Origin of the sequence: Streptomyces sp. NPDC006739 (assembly GCF_042869815.1) — a bacterium.
GTDB lineage: Bacteria > Actinomycetota > Actinomycetes > Streptomycetales > Streptomycetaceae > Streptomyces.
Map to the genome: position 1 here is coordinate 56,308 of NZ_JBIAGM010000028.1, position 16,009 is coordinate 72,316.

The window sequence follows — 16,009 nt, forward strand, 5'->3', positions numbered from 1 at the left end:
GTGCGTATCTCCTGTCAACCGACGTGAGGATCAGGCGATGAACGAACGGGTTATTCCTCCGATGCACGCACTGCCCGACGGCGAGGCGGAGATCTCCCTCGTCGTACGGCTCCCCTGGGAGGACGTGGCGCGACTCGGCCAGGAGGCGGGCCGCCTCGCGGCCCAGATGCAGCGGCCGGTGACGCTGGACGAGGCGGTCAGCAACCGGTTGCGCTCGACCCGGCCGAGTGCCGCGCACGCCAAGCCGGCGGGGGAGCAGCCGGCCGCGGTGTCATCCACCGCGGGCGTGACGTCGCTGCCCCGGATCAGCGGCACGGCCTGAGGGGACTACGCGCCGGCCCGTACCTTCGCCGCCGCCTTCCGTGCCGCCACGAGTACCGGGTCCCACACCGGTGAGAACGGTGGGGCGTAGCCCAGGTCCAGGGCTGTCATCTGCTCCACCGTCAGTCCGGCCGTGAGGGCCACCGCGGCGACGTCGACACGTTTGCCCGCGCCCTCCCGGCCGACGATCTGCACGCCGAGCAGTCGTCCGGTGCGGCGCTCGGCGAGCATCTTCACGGTCATCGGGGAGGCACCGGGGTAGTAGCCCGCGCGGCTGGTCGACTCGATGACGACCGTCTCGAACTGCAGGCCGACCCGGCGGGCGTCCTTCTCGCGCAGGCCGGTGCGGGCGATCTCCAGGTCGCAGACCTTGCTGACGGCCGTACCGACCACGCCCGGGAAGGTGGCGTAGCCGCCGCCGACGTTGGTGCCGATGACCTGGCCGTGCTTGTTGGCGTGGGTGCCGAGCGGGACGTGCTGCTCCTGCCCGGAGACCAGGTTCAGCACCTCGACGCAGTCGCCGCCGGCCCAGATGTCCTCGTGGCCGAGCACCCGCATCGCCCGGTCGGTGAGCAGCCCGCCGTGGGCGCCGAGCGGGAGGCCCGCCGCCTCGGCGAGGGACGTCTCGGGGCGGACGCCGATGCCCAGGACGACGACGTCCGCCGGATACTCGGCACCCTCGGTGGCCACCGCGCGGACCCGGCCGTCCTCCCCGGTGAGCACCTTGGTGACCTCGGCGTCGTCGACCATGGTGATTCCGAGGCCCGCCATCGCCCGGTGCACCAGCCGGCCCATGTCCGGGTCGAGCGTGGACATGGGCTCCTTGGCGCGGTTGACGACCGTCACCTCGTAGCCGCGTTTGATGAGCGCCTCGGCCATCTCCACGCCGATGTAGCCGGCCCCGACCACCACGGCCCGCCGGCCGCGCGTGCGGGCCAGCGTGTCGAGCAGCGCCTGCCCGTCGTCCAGGGTCTGCACCCCGTGCACGCCGGCGGCGTCCGTGCCCGGCAGGTCCGGGCGGATCGGCCGGGCGCCGGTCGCGATCACGAGCTTGTCGTACGACGTCCAGGACTCGGCGCCGGAATCGACGGCACGCGCGCGTACCCGCCGGCCGGCCACGTCGATCTCCGTGACCTCGGTACGCAGCCGCAGATCGATCCCGCGCGCCCGGTGCTCCTCGGGCGTGCGCGCGATCAGGTCGTCCCGTTCGGGGACGTCGCCGCTCACCCAGTAGGGGATGCCGCAGGCCGAGAACGACGTGAAATGGCCCCGTTCGAACGCCACGATCTCCAGCTCCCCGGGCCCCCGCAGCCGGCGCGCCTGCGACGCCGCGGACATCCCCGCGGCGTCCGCGCCGATCACGACCAGCCGCTCGGTCCCGCCCCGCCTCTCACTCATGCTCATGCGAACACGCTACGGGGTGACGGCATTTCGGGCCCGGGCGGTGTCAGTCCGCGCCGCCGGGCCGCCGCGGGCCCTGGGACTTCGGCGCCGGGCCGGCCGCCGGGAGCGGGCCCAGGGCGGTCATCGCGGGCTCCGGGTCCGCGCGGTGCGGCAGGCGGGGGCGTACCACCCGCAGCCACAGCAGCGCGAGCACGGCCGCGAGCGCCGCGAACGGCAGGACCGCGCCGAGGGCCAGGGCGATCCAGCGCAGCATGGTGACGAAGGCGTGCCAGCCGCCGGCCAGGGCGTCGGTGATGCCGGGGGTGTGGTGCGCGGCGGCCTCGCGCACCGGCGTCTGCGTCAGCGACAGGGTGATGGTGGCCAGGCTCGTGCGGTCCTTCAGGGACGCCTGCTGGGCGAGCAGCGCCTCCAGGTCGGCCTCGCGGCTGCTCAACTCCCCCTCCAGGGTGACCACGTCGGCGAGCCGGGTCGCCCGGTCCATCAGGTCGCGCACCCGGGCGACGCTGGCCCGCTGGGACGCGACCCGGCTGTCCACGTCCACGACCTGGTCGGTGACGTCCACCGCCTGCGCGGTGCGGTCGAGGAGCTTGCCCGCGCCCTGGAGGCCGGCGAGGACCTCGTCGTACCTGTCGGTGGGCACGCGCAGGACGAGCCGGGTGCGCTCGTGGCCCTGACCGTCCCGGCCGGTGGTCTCCTGGCCGACGTAGCCGCCCGCGTCCTCGGCGGCGCCGCGGGCCTGGTCCAGGGCCTTGGGCACATCCTTGACCTGCACGGTCAGGGAGGCGGTGCGGATGATGGCGCTGGGCGCGAGCCTGGGCGTCCGGTCGGCCGTCCGGCCGCCGGCCGACTTGCCGCCGGCCGCGCTGCCGCCGGACCCGCTCGCCTGCCTGGCGGTGGCGCCGTCCGTCCTGGCGCGGGCGCCGCCGTTCGAGGAGGAGCCCGCGCCGCCGCACCCGGCGACGGCGAGGGCGGCGGTGAGAAGGATCGCGGCCAGCGCGTGGGCGGGCCGCGGGGAACGTGGTGTGCGCATCGGGCAGTTACCCCCGGGGTGCTGATGTCCGTGACGGTCGACTGACGCTCCTTCGACGCCGGGGCGGCCCGGGACGTTTGGGCCCGCCGGTCCCGAAGCGGTCACGAACCGGACTCGGCACGGACACCCGGCCGACCGGGACTGTCAGTGCGGTTTGAGAGAGTGGGGGCATGAGCGCAACGGGTGGTGCGGGTGCGGGGCACGTCGTCGTCGTCGGCGCCGGGATCGCGGGGCTGGCGGCCGCGCACCGGGCCTTGCAGCGCGGGGCGCGGGTGACCGTGCTGGAGGCGGCGGAGCGGGTCGGGGGCAAGCTGCTGCCCGGCGAGATCGCCGGGGTGCGCGTCGACCTGGGCGCCGAGTCGATGCTGGCCCGCCGCCCGGAGGCGGTCGCCCTCGCGCGCGAGGTGGGCCTCACCGACCGGCTCGCGCCGCCCGCCACCGCGACGGCCTCCATCTGGACGCGTGGCGCGCTGCGCCCCATGCCCAAGGGCCATGTCATGGGCGTCCCGGGCACCGCCGCCGCGCTGAGCGGAGTCCTGTCCGACGAGGGGCTGGCCCGCATCGAGCGCGACGCCGACCTGCCCCGCACCGAGGTCGGCGACGACGTGGCGGTGGGGGAGTACGTGGCGGCGCGGCTCGGCCGCGAGGTCGTCGACCGCATGATCGAGCCCCTCCTCGGCGGGGTGTACGCCGGCGACGCCTACCGCATCTCGATGCGCTCGGCGGTCCCGCAGCTCTTCCAGGCCGCCCGCACGCACACCTCGCTCACCCGGGCCGTCCGCGAGATCCAGGAGAAGGCCGCCGCGAGCGGTCAGACCGGGCCGGTGTTCATGGGCATCGAGGGCGGCGTCGGCCGGCTGCCCCTCGCGGTCGCCGCGTCGGTGCGGGCCCGCGGCGGCGAGATCCGCACCGGCACGCCCGTGACGGAGCTGCGCCGGGAGGCGTCCGGCACGTGGCGGGTGGCCGCCGGGGAGCACGTGGTGCGGGCGGATGCCGTGATCGTCGCCGTACCCGCCCCGGCCGCCGCCGCGCTGCTGGCCGCCGAGTCCCCGGCCGCCGCCGCCGAGCTGCGCGCCGTCGAGTACGCCTCCATGGCCCTGGTCACCCTCGCCTACCGCCGCGACGGTCTCGCCCTCCCGGACGGCAGCAGCGGCTTCCTGGTGCCGCCGGTCGACGGCCGCACCATCAAGGCGTCCACGTTCGCCTCCCAGAAGTGGGGCTGGATCGCGCGCGAGGACCCGGACGTGGTCGTCCTGCGCACCTCGGTGGGCCGGTACGGGGAGACGGAGGTGCTCCAGCGCGACGACGCCGGCCTGGTGGACGTCTCCCGGCACGACCTGCGCGAGGCCACCGGCCTGGACGCCACCCCGCTGGAGACCCGTGTCACCCGCTGGACCGACGGCCTGCCCCAGTACCCCGTCGGCCACCACGCGCGCGTGGCCCGCGTCCGCGAGCACGTCGCCGAGCTGCCGGGCCTCGCGGTGTGCGGCGCCCCCTACGACGGCGTCGGCATCCCGGCCTGCATCGCCAGCGCCTACGCGGCCGTCGACCGGATCGGGGGCGACCCGAGCGCCACCCGGGACCTCACGGCCAACCCGGTGCAAAGTCTGCACGGCGGAGCGGGAGAATAAGGACCATGAGTGACGACGCCCCCACCACCGCGGCCGGACGGATCCCGAACAAGGGCAAGCTGGCCAAGGACCTCAACGAGGTCATCCGCTACACCCTGTGGTCCGTCTTCAAGCTGAAGGACGTGCTGCCCGAGGACCGCGCGGGCTACGCCGACGAGGTCCAGGAGCTGTTCGACCAGCTCGCCGCGAAGGACGTGACGATCCGCGGCACGTACGACGTCTCCGGCCTGCGCGCCGACGCCGACCTCATGATCTGGTGGCACGCCGAGACCAGCGACCAGCTCCAGGAGGCGTACAACCTCTTCCGCCGCACCAGGCTGGGCCGCGCGCTGGATCCGGTGTGGTCGAACATGGCGCTGCACCGCCCCGCCGAGTTCAACCGCGCGCACATCCCGGCGTTCCTCGCCGACGAGACGCCCCGCAACTACGTGAGCGTCTACCCCTTCGTGCGCTCCTACGACTGGTACCTGCTGCCCGACGAGGACCGTCGCCGCATGCTCGCCGACCACGGCAAGATGGCCCGCGGCTATCCGGACGTGCGCGCCAACACGGTCGCCTCGTTCTCCCTGGGCGACTACGAGTGGATGCTGGCCTTCGAGGCCGACGAGCTGTACCGGATCGTCGACCTCATGCGCCACCTGCGCGCCTCCGAGGCGCGCCGGCACGTCCGCGAGGAGGTCCCCTTCTTCACCGGGCGCCGCAAGGACATCGGCGACCTGGTCGCCGGGCTCGCCTGATCGCAGGGCCCCTGACCGGCGCCGTCTGACCGGCGCCGGCCGGTCCGCGCGGGCCGGTCAGCGCCGGTCGGCCTTCCCCTTCAGCCGGTCCTTGAGGGCCCGGCCGCCGGCGGGGCCGGCCGGCGGGGCGGGCTTCGGCTCCGGGTGCGGTGCGCAGGCCGCGCGCCGCACCGGCAGACGGCCCTCCAGCAGATAGGCGTCCAGATAGGCGTTCACGCACTTGTTGGCGCCGCCGCCGATCCCGTGCGTGCCCGCGTCCCGCTCGGTGACCAGCACCGAGTCGGCCAGCCGCCGGTTCATCTCCAGCGCGCCCGGGTACGGCGTGGCCGCGTCCCGCTCGGCCGCCAGGATCAGCACCGGCGCCAGCTCACCGGGACTCGTGCGCACGTCGAGCGGTCGCTGCCGGGGCGCGGGCCAGTACGCGCACGGCAGGTTCATCCACACGTTGTCCCAGGTCTCGAAGGGCGCCACCCGGGCGAGCCGCGTGTTGTCGCGGTCCCACACCGCCCAGTCGGCCGGCCACGGGGCGTCGTTGCACTCCACGGCCGTGTAGACCGCGTTGCCGTTCTCCGCCTCGGCGGCCGTCCGGGCACTCGGCGCGGCCAGCCGGACCAGCGGCTTGGCATCGCCCTTCAGATACGCCGACAGTGCCTGGGCGCGGCCCGGCCAGAAGTCGTCGTAGTACCCGGCCATCAGGAACGCGTTCTGCAGCTGCCCCGGCCCGACCTTGCCGCCGGCCGGCCGGACCGCCAGCCGGGCCCGCGCCTTCTCGTAGGACTGCCGCACCTTCTCGGAGGTGTCACCGAGCCGGTACACGTCGTCGTGCCGGGCGATCCACTCGCGGAAGTCCGCCCAGCGGCTCTCGAAGGCCGCCGACTGGTCGAGGTTGTCGCGGTACCAGATCTGCGCCGGGTCCGGGTCGACCGCCGAGTCCAGCACCATCCGCCGCACATGCGAGGGGAACAGCGTCGCGTACACCGCCCCGAAGTAGGTGCCGTACGACGCGCCCATGAAGGTCAGCCGGTCCTCGCCGAGCGCGGCGCGCAGGACGTCCAGATCCCGGGCGTTGTTCAGCGAGGTGTAGTACCGCAACTTGCCGCCGGCCCGCCGGGCGCACCCGCTCGCGTACGCCTTGGCCCGGGCGATCTGCCGCCTCTTGAACGCCTCCGAGGGGTGGGCCGGCGCCTCGGTGGGCGCCTCGACGAAGCGCTTGGGCTCCTCGCAGGACAGCGGCGCCGACCGGCCGACCCCGCGCGGGGCGTACCCGACGAGGTCGTAGGCGGCCGCGATCCGCTTCCACTCCGGGAGCGCGCCGGCCGCCGGGAAGAGCATGCCCGACGCGCCGGGTCCGCCCGGGTTGTAGACCAGGACGCCCTGCCGGGGCACCTTCCGCTTGCTGTTGTACGGGTCCTTCTGGGTGGCCCGCACCCGGCTGACGGTCAGCTCGATCTGGGTGCCGTACGGGTGCGCGTAGTCCAGCGGGACCTCGACGGTGCCGCACCGCAGGGCGGCCGGCGCGTCCGGCTCGGCCGAGCACGCGCGGAAGTCGATACCGGCCGCCCGGGCGCGCGCGGCGGCCACGGCGGTGCCGCGCAGCTCGGCCGCCGCGCCGGGGGCGGCCGGAGCGCCGGGCGTGCCGCCCGCCGGAGCTGCGGCGAGGGTGGTCAGGAGCAAGGACCCGGCGGCCGTGTACAGGGCGGCAGCTCTCATCGCGTTTCCCTTCGGTGCGCGGCGGCGATGGCACGGCAGCCAAGGCCCGGCGACAACAAAAGGGATATTTCGTTCGGCCATGGGTGAACGCAAGCACCGCCCGGCCGGTGTCGGAGCCAATGCCCCCTATGCGCCCCCGATTCACTCCCGCCAGGGCTGGTCGCGATGGGCGAAGGCCGCGCGCAGCTCCGGCTCGCCGATGGCGCGGATGCCGCGCACCGCGACGGAGGTGAGGAACGAGCGGTCGTCGCCGCCGGCGGCCGGCCCGCGCCGCCACGCGCCGAGCAGCCGCTGCCCGGCCGGAGAGGCCCAGCGCGAGTACGGGTGCGTCTCGACCCGGGCGATGACCAGGCAGCTCAGACACAGGGTGAGGGGCAGGGCGAACCACAGGGCGACCAGCTGGCGGGGCATCTCCGTCGGGGCGGGCAGCAGCAGCGCGGTCCCGCCCAGCACGAGCACGGCCACGGCGGCGGCGCGCACCTGGCGCATACCGGCCGCGACGGTGGTGAGGGCGCCGTCGTACGGCACCGCGAGCCCGTCCCGCACCAGCCCGTCGGCCAGGTCCCGTACGGCGTCGGCGTCCGCGGCGGCAGACCGCACGGGCTCGATCCGGGACTGTCCCCCGGGCCCGATCGCCCCTATCACGGACCGTTCCATGGCGTCGCGCCCCCGGGGGTCCACCACGGTGGCCCAGCCGGTGTGCGCGAGCAGCAGCCGTCGCTGCCGTGCCATGGCGACCATGGTCAGATCGGCGACCCGGGCCGGGCCCCCGGACAGGAACGCGGCCTCGTACAGCGTCAGGTCGTGGTCCCGGCCCAGGGCCGCGGCCTCCGCGTCGAGGGACGCGGAGCGTACGGCGGACAGGCACAGCCGGGTGCACGCCGTACCGGTGACGGCCCAGGCCAGGAGCAACAGAAGGACCCAGAACATGACACGTTTCTATGCCAGCGGTCTTGGAATGGCCATGCCCTTTTCGCCATCCGGACGGAATGTGGCTGGTACGTGACGTTCCGCTTCCCGTGCAGGTCAGGGGCTGTTGGCCGGGAGAGGGCTGGACTCGGCGGGCGGCAGCGGATAGGCCGGGGACGGTGTGGCGGACGCCGAGGACGCCGCCGAGGTCTGGGCCGTCGTCGAGGGCACGAGCGGGACGGCGTCGCCGGGCTCGACCACCGCCGGGTTGGGTACGGGGGACGCGGTGGCCGCCAGGTCCCGGGCGAGCGTGCCGAAGTCCACGTCCCCGGTCGCCTCCAGGACCTTGATGTGGTCCAGCACCGTGGTGTTGGCGTCGTCGGCGAGCCCGCGGACCAGCGAGTTCTGGGTGCCGGCCCGGATCTGGGCGACCACGGAGAACACCCTGCCGTGGGCGAGCCGCACGAGGTTGGCGAAGTCCCGGTCGAAGTCCTGCCCCTGGGCCGAGGTCAGGGTGGCCAGCCACTGCTCCTGCTGCTGGTTGGGCACGTTGGGCAGCGGGATGCCGAGCTGGGTGGCGACGGCGCGTACGTGCGCGTCGAGCGAGGTGTGCCCGTCGACGAGGTGCTGTCCGGCGGTACGGACGGCCTGGGTGGTCCCCTTCCGCTCCGCCAGTTCCCCGGCGGGCAGCTCCCACAGCCCGGCCAGCCGGACCTTGGTGATGAAGTCGCGGTCCTGCGCCGACAGCGGGCCGTACTGCGTCGTCACGGTCTGCGCGCTCAGCACGTCGGCGCCGGTCGTCACCGACCGGTCGGCGTACGACCAGATCGGGAAGACGAGCGCCGCGAGGGTGGCGGCCAGTCCCAGGACGATGATTCCGGTCCCACTGAAGATGCCTCGTCCCCTGATCGGGGGTCGGGGTCGGGGTCGCATGGTGCCTCCTGTTACGGCACCGCACGCCAGTGTGGTTCGGGTGCGGGGGTTGGCATATTACTGCGGAGTCCGGACCAAAAGACGTCCGCTATGCACCCTTTGATGCCCTATTCCGGCCCTTCCTCCTGGGGTCGGAGAGGGGTGTAATTCCGGGCACACTCACCCCCTGCGCAGCAGCACCCTCCCGGCGGCCCGGGCCACCCGCACCACGGGCCGGCGCGAGCGTGGCGCCGGGCCCGAGCGTTCCAGCCACCACTCCCGCAGCTCCCGCCGCACCGCAGCCTCCGCCGGCCGCCCGGCGAGCAGCAGCCACCCGACGAAGTCCAGCGCGTCCCGCCGGTACCCGCCGGTCATCGGCCGCTCACGGGCGTACTCGAAGAAGGCCTCCCGGTACCCCGCCCCGAGGAGTTCCGGCACCTCGGGCGCCACCTTCCCCACCACGTCCGCGCGCTTCGCCGCGAGCGAGCGCGACTGCACCCCCATCCGCACCCGGTCGAAGCCCTCCGGTACCGGCGTCCCCGCGACGAGCGCGGACAGCACGGCGGCCTGGGCCAGCCCGACCCGCACCCGGGCCGCCTCGTGATCACGCTCGGACGTGCCGCCGCCGCTCTCGCGGTTGCCGTCGTCGTGGTCGCCGGGGTCGTCGTGGTCGCCGAGGTCGCCGAGGGCGGCACGTGGTGCCGTACGCCCCCCGGACCGCCCCGCCTCCACCGCCCCCCGGATCTCCCGCAGCTCCCGCTCCAGTTCGCCGTCGGCGGGAAAGTTCTCGTCCCGTTCCAGCAGTACCCCGGGCGGCTCGACCCGGGAGGCCAGGTCGGTCAGGATGTCGAGCACCGGTCGCGGCACCGGGTGGGCGTGGCTGTCGTGCCAGACGCGGTCCCGTTCGAAGCCGCCCGCGACATGGACGTAGGCGAGCGCCTCCAGCGGCAGCCCGGCGAGCGCCTCGGCCGGGTCCTCGCCCCGGTTGACGTGGTTGGTGTGCAGGTTCGCCACGTCGATCAGCAGCCGCACCCCGGTGCGGTCGGCGAGGTCGTACAGGAACTGCCCCTCGGTCATCTCCTCCCCCGGCCAGGAGATCAGCGCGGCGATGTTCTCGACGGCCAGCGGCACCGGCAGCGCGTCCTGAGCGATCCGGATGTTCGCGCACAGCACGTCGAGGGCCTCCCGGGTGCGCGGCACGGGCAGCAGATGGCCGGCCTCCAGCCGGGGCGAGGCGGTCAGCGCGCCCCCGGCTCGGACGAACGCGATGTGCTCGGTGACCAGCGGCGAACCGAGTGCCTCCGCCCGCTCGGCGAGCGCCGTCAGCCGGGCCGGGTCGGGCCGCTCGGCACCGCCGAGACCGAGCGAGACACCGTGCGGGACGACGGTCACCCCGCGCTCGCGCAGCCGCAGCAGCGACTCGGGCAGATGTCCCGGGCAGATGTTCTCGGCCACGGCCTCCACCCAGTCGATGCCCGGCATCCCCTCCACGGCGTCCGCGATCTCCGGCCGCCAGCCGATCCCCGTGCCCAGTCGCCGCATGGCTCTTCCCCCTCCTTCGAACGAGGGGGGTATGGCCACGGCGCACGCCCCCGAACCGCGGGGGCCGCCCTTTCAGAGCAACATTTGAGGTTGGGGAGCACCGCCGCCGGGGCCACGGTGTGGGGGGCGGTGGCGCTCCTGGGCCCGCGGCCCGCCGTCAGCGCAGGGCCGGGTGGTCCGCCACCACCGTGCAGGAGCCCGGCGCGATCTCCGTGAAGCCCGCGTCCCGTACCAACGGCAGCCCGGAGCCGGTCAGTTCGCGCCAGGACGACGGGTCGGCCGTGCGTACGGCGAGCGGGAAGCCCGCCTCGCGCCAGGCCGTCCGCTCCTCCTGCGGCAGTGCCCACCAGGCCAGTTGGGCGCCGTGGCCCGCCTGCGCCATCGCCTTCCCGGCCGACATCTCCAGGTCCGGGTTCAGCCACAGCACCGGCTGCGCGCGGTCGGCGGCCACCGGCGGCTCCGGATCGTCCAGTTCCGTGCCGGACACCTGCAGCTTCGCCAGGTCCTTCGGCCAGCCGTCCAGCGGGACCGGCGGGAACACCCGTACCTCCGCCGCCTTTCCGGTGACCGTGATACCGGGCAGCGCCTCCGCACGCCGCCACTCGGCGCCCCGTGCCCGGCGGACCACCTTCCGGATCCGGGCGTCCTCCCAGTCCCGCACCGCCCGTGCCCACTCCCCGTCTCCCGCGGCCCGCTCGTCGCAGAGCATCGTCAGGACGGCGCGGGCGGCGGTCTCCAGGGCGTCGGTGCGGGCCGGCGGTGCCGCCTTCTCCATCCGTACGACGAGCGGAAGGACGAACTGCGGAGCCTCGTCGCGCACGGTGCGCTCGGAACGGAAGGGGCTGTCGCCGGGAACGGTGGGGTCAGTGGTCACGTCCTCCAGTCTGCCAGGCGGAAGATCAGGTCTTCCGTGCGCGCGAGGAGAGGAAGGAGCGAGTATCTCCGCCATGACGACCGAGTTACGGCTGGAGGGCGTGGGGCGGCGCTACGGCCTGCGCGGGCCCTGGGTCCTGCGAGGCGTCGACCTCACGCTCGCCCCCGGCACCCTCACCCGCCTCGAAGGCGCCAACGGCACCGGCAAGTCCACCCTCCTCAGGCTGGCCGCCGGACTCGACGCCCCGAGCGAGGGCCGAGTCACCGGCCGGCCCCGCACGGCGTACGTCCCCGAACGGTTCCCGTCCGCCCTTCCCTTCACCGCCTCCGGATACCTGGTCCACCTCGGCACCGTCCACGGCCTCTCCCGCCGTACCGCGACCCGCGCCGCCGCCGAGTGGCTCGAACGCCTCGGCGCCACCGCCCACGCCGGCACCCCGCTGTCCCGGCTGTCCAAGGGCAGCAGCCAGAAGGTCGCGGTCGCCCAGGCACTGCTCGCCGCGCCCGACCTGCTCGTCCTCGACGAGGCCTGGACCGGTCTGGACGCGGCGGCCCGCGCCGAACTGGAGCGCGCCGTGGCCGAGCGGACCGCCGCCGGCGCCGCCGTCGTCTTCGTCGACCACGACCCGCGCCGCCTGGCCGGCGCGCAGCACGCCGCCTACACCCTTGCCGATGGCTCCCTCAACCGCCTTACGGAGAAAGCGAGTTCAGTCGACGTCCGGTATGTCGTCGTCACCGTTCAGGGCCCCGTTGGGGCATCCCTGCCGTCCGGCCCCGCCCAGGCGGTCGCCTCGGCCGACGAGCCCGTGCCCGGCACCCACCGCCTCACCGTCTCCGCCTCCCGCTCCGACGTCGTCCTGCGCGCCCTGCTGACGGCCCGCCCGCCCTGGCACGTGGTGAGCGTGACCGGCGCCGACAGCCGCCCCGACCCCGAAGGCCGCCCATGACCGCCCTTCTGCGCTACCAGGCCGCCCTGCTCCTGCGCTCCCAGCGCTGGCTGCCGCCGGTCATCCTGTACGCCGTCTTCCTGGGCGTCGGCGTGCAGGCCGGCCAGCCGGTGCTCGACTCCCTCGGCTACGGCGCCGCCGCCCTGCTGCCGGTGGCCGCGTGGCTGGTGCGGATCTGCGCCACCGGCGAGCCCCCGGCGGCCCGGGCCTGCGTCGCCGCGGCGAGCGGGCCCGCCAGGGCCCATCTCGCCTGTCTGCTGACCGCACTCGCCGCCTCCGCGTTCCTCGGTACCGCGGCGACCGTGGTGGTGACACTGATCAGCGACCCTGCCGGCAACGGCCACCGCGGCCACGTTCCCCCGCTCCAGGCCGGTGCGGCCGGTCTGCTCGCCGCCCTCGCGTGCGCGCTGCTGGGCACGGCCGTCGGCGCCCTCACCAACCCTCCGCTGCTGCGCTCGCCGGGCCGGGCGGTGCCCGCGATGCTGCTGGCCGCGCTGCCGGCGACGGTGGCGTCGGGCTCCCCCGCCCAGGCGGCGGTCGGGCAACTGGTCACCGGATCGCGGTCGGGCCGGGTCCCGGTGCCGTTGCCGCCCCTCGCGGCGGCCGCCCTGCTCGCGGCCGTCGCCTGCGCCGTCGCCTGCGCGCTGGCCGGCCGCCGCTCACCCTGAGCGGGCCGCGCACGCCCTCGGGGCGGGGGCCTCAGCGGTGGCCGCCGGTCTCGCCGATCAGTTCGGAGACCTTCACGAAGCGGAAGCCGCGCTTACGCAGTTCCGGCACGATCGTGCGTACCGCCGCCTCGGTGACCGGGGCGGCGCTGCGGGTGCAGTGCATGACCACGACCGACCCGGGCTTGACCCCGTCCAGCACCTGCCGGGCGACGGCGTCGGCGTCGGTGGCGAACGCGTCGCCGCTCACCACGTCCCACTGCACCGCCGTGACGGCGAGGCCGCTGAGCGCGCGCAGCGCCCGCTGGTCGTAACAGCCGCCAGGGAAGCGGAAGTACGGCAGCGCGTTCGGCACGCCCGCCGTGCGCAGGGCGGTGTACGCCCGCTCCACGTCCGTCTTCATCCGGTCGCCGGAGACCGTCGGCAGTCCGTAGCAGTCGCCGGTGAACGCGTAGTGGCTGTACGAGTGGTTGGCCACCTCGAACTGCGGGTCGTGGGCGAGGGAGCGGGCCTGGGTCGGGTACTGCTCGGCCCACCGGCCGGTCATGAACACGGTGGCCGGGACGTTCAGCCTGCGCAGGGTGCCGATGAGCGCCGGGTTGTCGAAGTGTTCGCCGGCTGCCGCGCGGGGCCCCTCGTCGGCCGTCATGTCGGCGTCGAAGGTGAGGGCGACGGTCTTGCCCCGGGTGCGCGGGCCGTGCTCGAAGACAGGGGTCAGTCCGCCGGGGCCCGGCGCGAGGGTGGGCGGCCGGTGCGGGGCGGCGGCGGGCTTGGCGGGGGCCGGACGGACGGCGCCGGGGGTCTGGGCGGTGCCGCAGGCGGCGAGGGCCGTGCTCAGGGCGCAGACGGCGGTGACACGTCGTACCAGTGGAAACAGTGGAATCAGTGGAAATCGGATCACCCTCCGAACGTAGGACCCGATGTCCAAAAATCGGATGATATGCGACATGGCGCGACGGCGGTGTCACCCGGGCGGCGGTCGCCCTCAGCGCCGCCCCAGCAGCCGCGCCCGGCTCTCGGCCAGGTCGAAGTCGGCCTCCGGGTACCGCGGATCCAGCGCCTCCAGATGGGCCAGCAGCAGGTGGGCCACCGCCCAGTCGCGGTACCACTTGCGGTCCGCCGGGATCAGGTACCAGGGCGCGGCCGGGGCCGAGCAGCGCTCCAGCGCGATCTCGTAGGCCTTCTGGTAGGCGGGCCACCGGGCACGGTCGTCGATGTCGCCGGGGCTGAACTTCCAGTGCTTGTCGGGCCGGTCGAGACGGCGCAGCAGGCGGCGCCGCTGCTCGTCGGGGGAGATGTGCAGGAAGCACTTGACCAGGGTGACGCCGTCGTCGGTGAGGCTGCGCTCGAAGTCGTTGATCCGCCAGTAGCGGCTGTCGATCTCGGCGGCCGGGGCCAGCCGGCGCACCCGCGCGATCAGGACGTCCTCGTAGTGCGAGCGGTCGAAGATGCCGATCTCGCCGGGCCGGGGCAGCGACCGCCGCACCCGCCAGAGGAAGTCGTGCTGCCGCTCCTCCTCGGTGGGGGCGCCGAAGGCACGGATACGGCAGCCGGACGGGTTGAGCCAGCCGATGACGTGCTTGACCGTGCCGCCCTTGCCGCTGGTGTCCATGCCCTGCAGCACCAGCAGGACGCGCCGCCGGTCGCCCGCCGTCCCCGCCGCCCACAGCCGCTCCTGGAGCCCGGCCAGACGCTTGCCGGCCCTGGCGGTGGCGGCCACGGTGGCGGACTTGCCGCCCAGGACGCCGGGCGTGGACCGGGTGTCGTACCCGGCCAGGTCGGTCCGCCCGCCGACGGGCAGGCGCAGCAGCTCGCGCGGATCCTGGGTCCGCTCCGTCATGGGGCACCCCCTCCGGTCGCCGGTCGGATCCCTCGATCGTGCGACGCGAAAGGGTGCGGACGCCAGTTCAGCGTCCGTAACGGCCGGTCAGCGTGCCGACGGCGAGGGTGTGGCCGGCCAGGGCCCGGGCGAGGTCGGCCGGGGTGGCGCCGGGGGAGAGCAGCGGGCGCCGGTCGGTGGCGTACCCGGTGAGGACGTAGTGGTGCGGCCGGTCGCCGTGCGGCGGACACGGACCGCCGTACCCCGTCCTTCCGAAGCCGTTGCGGCCCTCGGCCGCGCCCGGGGGCCGCTGTCCGGCGGACAGGTGCGTGGTGCGCGGATCGATGTCCCACACCAGCCAGTGCGTGAACGGGCCGTTCGGTGCGTCGGGGTCCTGGAGGAGCAGCGCCAGGCCGGCGGCCCCGGCCGGCACGCCGGAGAAGGCGAGCGCGGGCGACAGGTCCGCGCCGTCGCAGGTGTAGCGGCGCGCGAGGGTGCCGCCGTCGGCGAAGGCGGGGCTGCTCACGGTCATCCGCCGCACCGGGCCGGGGGTGGCGGACCGGGCGGAGGGTGCACCGTGCGCGGTGCCGTCCCCGCCGGAGCCGCACCCCGTCAGCACGGCCGTCATCGTCACCACGGCCGTCGTCGCGCGTACGGCCACCACCCACGTCCGGCGCATGGCCGACAAGTTAGCCGCCGGCGGGGGCGGAGTCACCGTCCGACGCGGGCGACTGTGCCCTCTCCAGGAACCGCAGCAACTCCACCGGGAACGGCAGGACCAGGGTGGAGTTCTTCTCCGCCGCCACCGCCACGATCGTCTGCAGAAGCCGCAGTTGCAGCGCCGAGGGGGTGTCCTCCATCTGCTGGGCGGCCTCGGCGAGCTTCTTGGAGGCCTGCAGTTCGGCGTCGGCGTTGATGATCCGCGCCCGCCGCTCACGGTCCGCCTCGGCCTGGCGGGCCATGGAGCGCTTCATCGTGTCCGGCAGGGACACGTCCTTGATCTCGACGCGGTCGACCTGCACGCCCCAGCCGACGGCCGGGCTGTCGATCATCAGCTCCAGCCCCTGGTTGAGCTTCTCGCGGTTGGAGAGCAGGTCGTCCAGGTCGCTCTTGCCGATGATGGACCGCAGCGAGGTCTGCGCCATCTGCGAGACCGCGAACTTGTAGTCCTCCACCTTGACCAGCGCGCTCGCCGGGTCGATCACCCGGAAGTAGACCACCGCGTCCACGCGCACGGTGACGTTGTCGCGGGTGATGCCCTCCTGGGCGGGGACCGGCATCGTGACGATCTGCATGTTGACCTTGTGCAGCCGGTCCACGAACGGGATCACCAGCGTGAAACCGGGCGCGCGTGCCTCGCCGTACAGCCGCCCGAGCCGGAACAGCACACCCCGCTCGTACTGCTTGACCACGCGCGCGGCCGACGCCAGGTAGAGCACGCCGACGGAACCCACCGTCGCGGCGGCACCCAGCAGCTCCGGGACCATCGTGACCTCCTCGTCCGAGAGG

The 16,009-nt window shown here is 74.5% G+C and carries 16 protein-coding genes; 5 read left to right on the top strand and 11 right to left on the bottom strand.

Translation table 11 applies throughout. From position 1 onward, the window contains the following. The first annotated feature begins 37 nt into the window (after nucleotides 1-37). Entirely contained in the window at nucleotides 38-322 is a 285-nt protein-coding gene (locus ACFYMM_RS36680) for a hypothetical protein (RefSeq protein WP_388395082.1), read from the top strand. Nucleotides 323-327: 5 nt separating this feature from the next. On the opposite strand, the gene ACFYMM_RS36685 is transcribed toward ACFYMM_RS36680, so the two are convergent. After that, nucleotides 328-1,725, bottom strand: a complete 1,398-nt coding sequence (locus ACFYMM_RS36685) for an FAD-dependent oxidoreductase (RefSeq protein ID WP_388395084.1) — start codon at nucleotides 1,723-1,725, stop codon at nucleotides 328-330. A 43-nt stretch (nucleotides 1,726-1,768) separates the two neighbouring features. Next, a complete protein-coding gene (locus ACFYMM_RS36690) occupies nucleotides 1,769-2,755 on the bottom strand; it encodes a DUF4349 domain-containing protein (RefSeq protein ID WP_388395086.1) in 987 nt (328 codons plus the stop codon). A 170-nt stretch (nucleotides 2,756-2,925) separates the two neighbouring features. On the opposite strand from ACFYMM_RS36690, the gene hemG reads away from it, so the two are divergent. Both hemG and hemQ read left to right on the top strand, forming a co-directional pair. Then, nucleotides 2,926-4,386 (top strand): protoporphyrinogen oxidase, encoded by a 1,461-nt coding sequence (gene hemG, locus ACFYMM_RS36695; protein WP_388395088.1) that lies wholly within the window; start codon nucleotides 2,926-2,928, stop codon nucleotides 4,384-4,386. 5 nt (nucleotides 4,387-4,391) lie between these two features. Further along, the gene (gene hemQ / locus ACFYMM_RS36700; protein ID WP_388395091.1) at nucleotides 4,392-5,123 is read left to right on the top strand and encodes a hydrogen peroxide-dependent heme synthase; all 732 of its coding nucleotides are present in this window, start codon (nucleotides 4,392-4,394) and stop codon (nucleotides 5,121-5,123) included. A 57-nt stretch (nucleotides 5,124-5,180) separates the two neighbouring features. Here hemQ and ACFYMM_RS36705 read toward each other — a convergent pair whose 3' ends face one another. The 5 genes from ACFYMM_RS36705 to ACFYMM_RS36725 form a co-directional block, all read right to left on the bottom strand. After that, nucleotides 5,181-6,833, bottom strand: coding sequence for an alpha/beta hydrolase (locus ACFYMM_RS36705; RefSeq protein WP_388395093.1), 1,653 nt, complete (start codon nucleotides 6,831-6,833; stop codon nucleotides 5,181-5,183). Between the two features lie 141 nt (nucleotides 6,834-6,974). Next, a complete protein-coding gene (locus tag ACFYMM_RS36710; RefSeq protein ID WP_388395095.1) occupies nucleotides 6,975-7,763 on the bottom strand; it encodes a TIGR04222 domain-containing membrane protein in 789 nt (262 codons plus the stop codon). Between the two features lie 96 nt (nucleotides 7,764-7,859). Beyond that, nucleotides 7,860-8,675, bottom strand: a complete 816-nt coding sequence (locus ACFYMM_RS36715) for a DUF4142 domain-containing protein (RefSeq protein WP_388395097.1) — start codon at nucleotides 8,673-8,675, stop codon at nucleotides 7,860-7,862. Nucleotides 8,676-8,834: 159 nt separating this feature from the next. Next, nucleotides 8,835-10,196 (bottom strand): DUF692 domain-containing protein, encoded by a 1,362-nt coding sequence (locus ACFYMM_RS36720; protein WP_388395099.1) that lies wholly within the window; start codon nucleotides 10,194-10,196, stop codon nucleotides 8,835-8,837. Nucleotides 10,197-10,353: 157 nt separating this feature from the next. Further along, nucleotides 10,354-11,070, bottom strand: a complete 717-nt coding sequence (locus ACFYMM_RS36725) for a peptidyl-tRNA hydrolase (protein ID WP_388395102.1) — start codon at nucleotides 11,068-11,070, stop codon at nucleotides 10,354-10,356. Between the two features lie 73 nt (nucleotides 11,071-11,143). Here ACFYMM_RS36725 and ACFYMM_RS36730 point away from each other — a divergent pair, with 73 nt between their 5' ends. Next, nucleotides 11,144-12,016, top strand: coding sequence for an ATP-binding cassette domain-containing protein (locus tag ACFYMM_RS36730; protein WP_388395105.1), 873 nt, complete (start codon nucleotides 11,144-11,146; stop codon nucleotides 12,014-12,016). Then, entirely contained in the window at nucleotides 12,013-12,684 is a 672-nt protein-coding gene (locus ACFYMM_RS36735; RefSeq protein ID WP_388395107.1) for an ABC transporter, read from the top strand. The genes ACFYMM_RS36730 and ACFYMM_RS36735 overlap by 4 nt, the downstream gene beginning before the upstream one ends. A 31-nt stretch (nucleotides 12,685-12,715) precedes the next feature. Here ACFYMM_RS36735 and ACFYMM_RS36740 read toward each other — a convergent pair whose 3' ends face one another. From ACFYMM_RS36740 to ACFYMM_RS36755, 4 genes are all read right to left on the bottom strand, one after another. Further along, on the bottom strand, nucleotides 12,716-13,558 hold the full coding sequence (locus ACFYMM_RS36740) for a polysaccharide deacetylase family protein (protein ID WP_388395192.1): 843 nt from the start codon (nucleotides 13,556-13,558) through the stop codon (nucleotides 12,716-12,718). A gap of 108 nt (nucleotides 13,559-13,666) precedes the next feature. Then, nucleotides 13,667-14,521, bottom strand: a complete 855-nt coding sequence (locus ACFYMM_RS36745; RefSeq protein WP_388395110.1) for a PPK2 family polyphosphate kinase — start codon at nucleotides 14,519-14,521, stop codon at nucleotides 13,667-13,669. A gap of 67 nt (nucleotides 14,522-14,588) precedes the next feature. Then, nucleotides 14,589-15,179, bottom strand: a complete 591-nt coding sequence (locus ACFYMM_RS36750) for a YbhB/YbcL family Raf kinase inhibitor-like protein (protein ID WP_388395114.1) — start codon at nucleotides 15,177-15,179, stop codon at nucleotides 14,589-14,591. A gap of 10 nt (nucleotides 15,180-15,189) precedes the next feature. Further along, nucleotides 15,190-15,987: a slipin family protein gene (locus tag ACFYMM_RS36755; RefSeq protein ID WP_388395117.1), complete on the bottom strand. Its 798-nt coding sequence runs from the start codon at nucleotides 15,985-15,987 to the stop codon at nucleotides 15,190-15,192. Nucleotides 15,988-16,009 lie beyond the last annotated feature (22 nt).

What these genes read in the sequence shown, in the direction of transcription:
- ACFYMM_RS36680 (WP_388395082.1), top strand. Translation starts at nt 38, where the DNA reads ATGAACGAACGGGTTATTCCTCCGATGCACGCACTGCCCGACGGCGAG.
- ACFYMM_RS36685 (WP_388395084.1), bottom strand. Translation starts at nt 1,725, where the DNA reads ATGAGCATGAGTGAGAGGCGGGGCGGGACCGAGCGGCTGGTCGTGATC.
- ACFYMM_RS36690 (WP_388395086.1), bottom strand. Translation starts at nt 2,755, where the DNA reads ATGCGCACACCACGTTCCCCGCGGCCCGCCCACGCGCTGGCCGCGATC.
- hemG (WP_388395088.1), top strand. Translation starts at nt 2,926, where the DNA reads ATGAGCGCAACGGGTGGTGCGGGTGCGGGGCACGTCGTCGTCGTCGGC.
- hemQ (WP_388395091.1), top strand. Translation starts at nt 4,392, where the DNA reads ATGAGTGACGACGCCCCCACCACCGCGGCCGGACGGATCCCGAACAAG.
- ACFYMM_RS36705 (WP_388395093.1), bottom strand. Translation starts at nt 6,833, where the DNA reads ATGAGAGCTGCCGCCCTGTACACGGCCGCCGGGTCCTTGCTCCTGACC.
- ACFYMM_RS36710 (WP_388395095.1), bottom strand. Translation starts at nt 7,763, where the DNA reads ATGTTCTGGGTCCTTCTGTTGCTCCTGGCCTGGGCCGTCACCGGTACG.
- ACFYMM_RS36715 (WP_388395097.1), bottom strand. Translation starts at nt 8,675, where the DNA reads ATGCGACCCCGACCCCGACCCCCGATCAGGGGACGAGGCATCTTCAGT.
- ACFYMM_RS36720 (WP_388395099.1), bottom strand. Translation starts at nt 10,196, where the DNA reads ATGCGGCGACTGGGCACGGGGATCGGCTGGCGGCCGGAGATCGCGGAC.
- ACFYMM_RS36730 (WP_388395105.1), top strand. Translation starts at nt 11,144, where the DNA reads ATGACGACCGAGTTACGGCTGGAGGGCGTGGGGCGGCGCTACGGCCTG.
- ACFYMM_RS36735 (WP_388395107.1), top strand. Translation starts at nt 12,013, where the DNA reads ATGACCGCCCTTCTGCGCTACCAGGCCGCCCTGCTCCTGCGCTCCCAG.
- ACFYMM_RS36745 (WP_388395110.1), bottom strand. Translation starts at nt 14,521, where the DNA reads ATGACGGAGCGGACCCAGGATCCGCGCGAGCTGCTGCGCCTGCCCGTC.
- ACFYMM_RS36750 (WP_388395114.1), bottom strand. Translation starts at nt 15,179, where the DNA reads ATGCGCCGGACGTGGGTGGTGGCCGTACGCGCGACGACGGCCGTGGTG.
- ACFYMM_RS36755 (WP_388395117.1), bottom strand. Translation starts at nt 15,987, where the DNA reads ATGGTCCCGGAGCTGCTGGGTGCCGCCGCGACGGTGGGTTCCGTCGGC.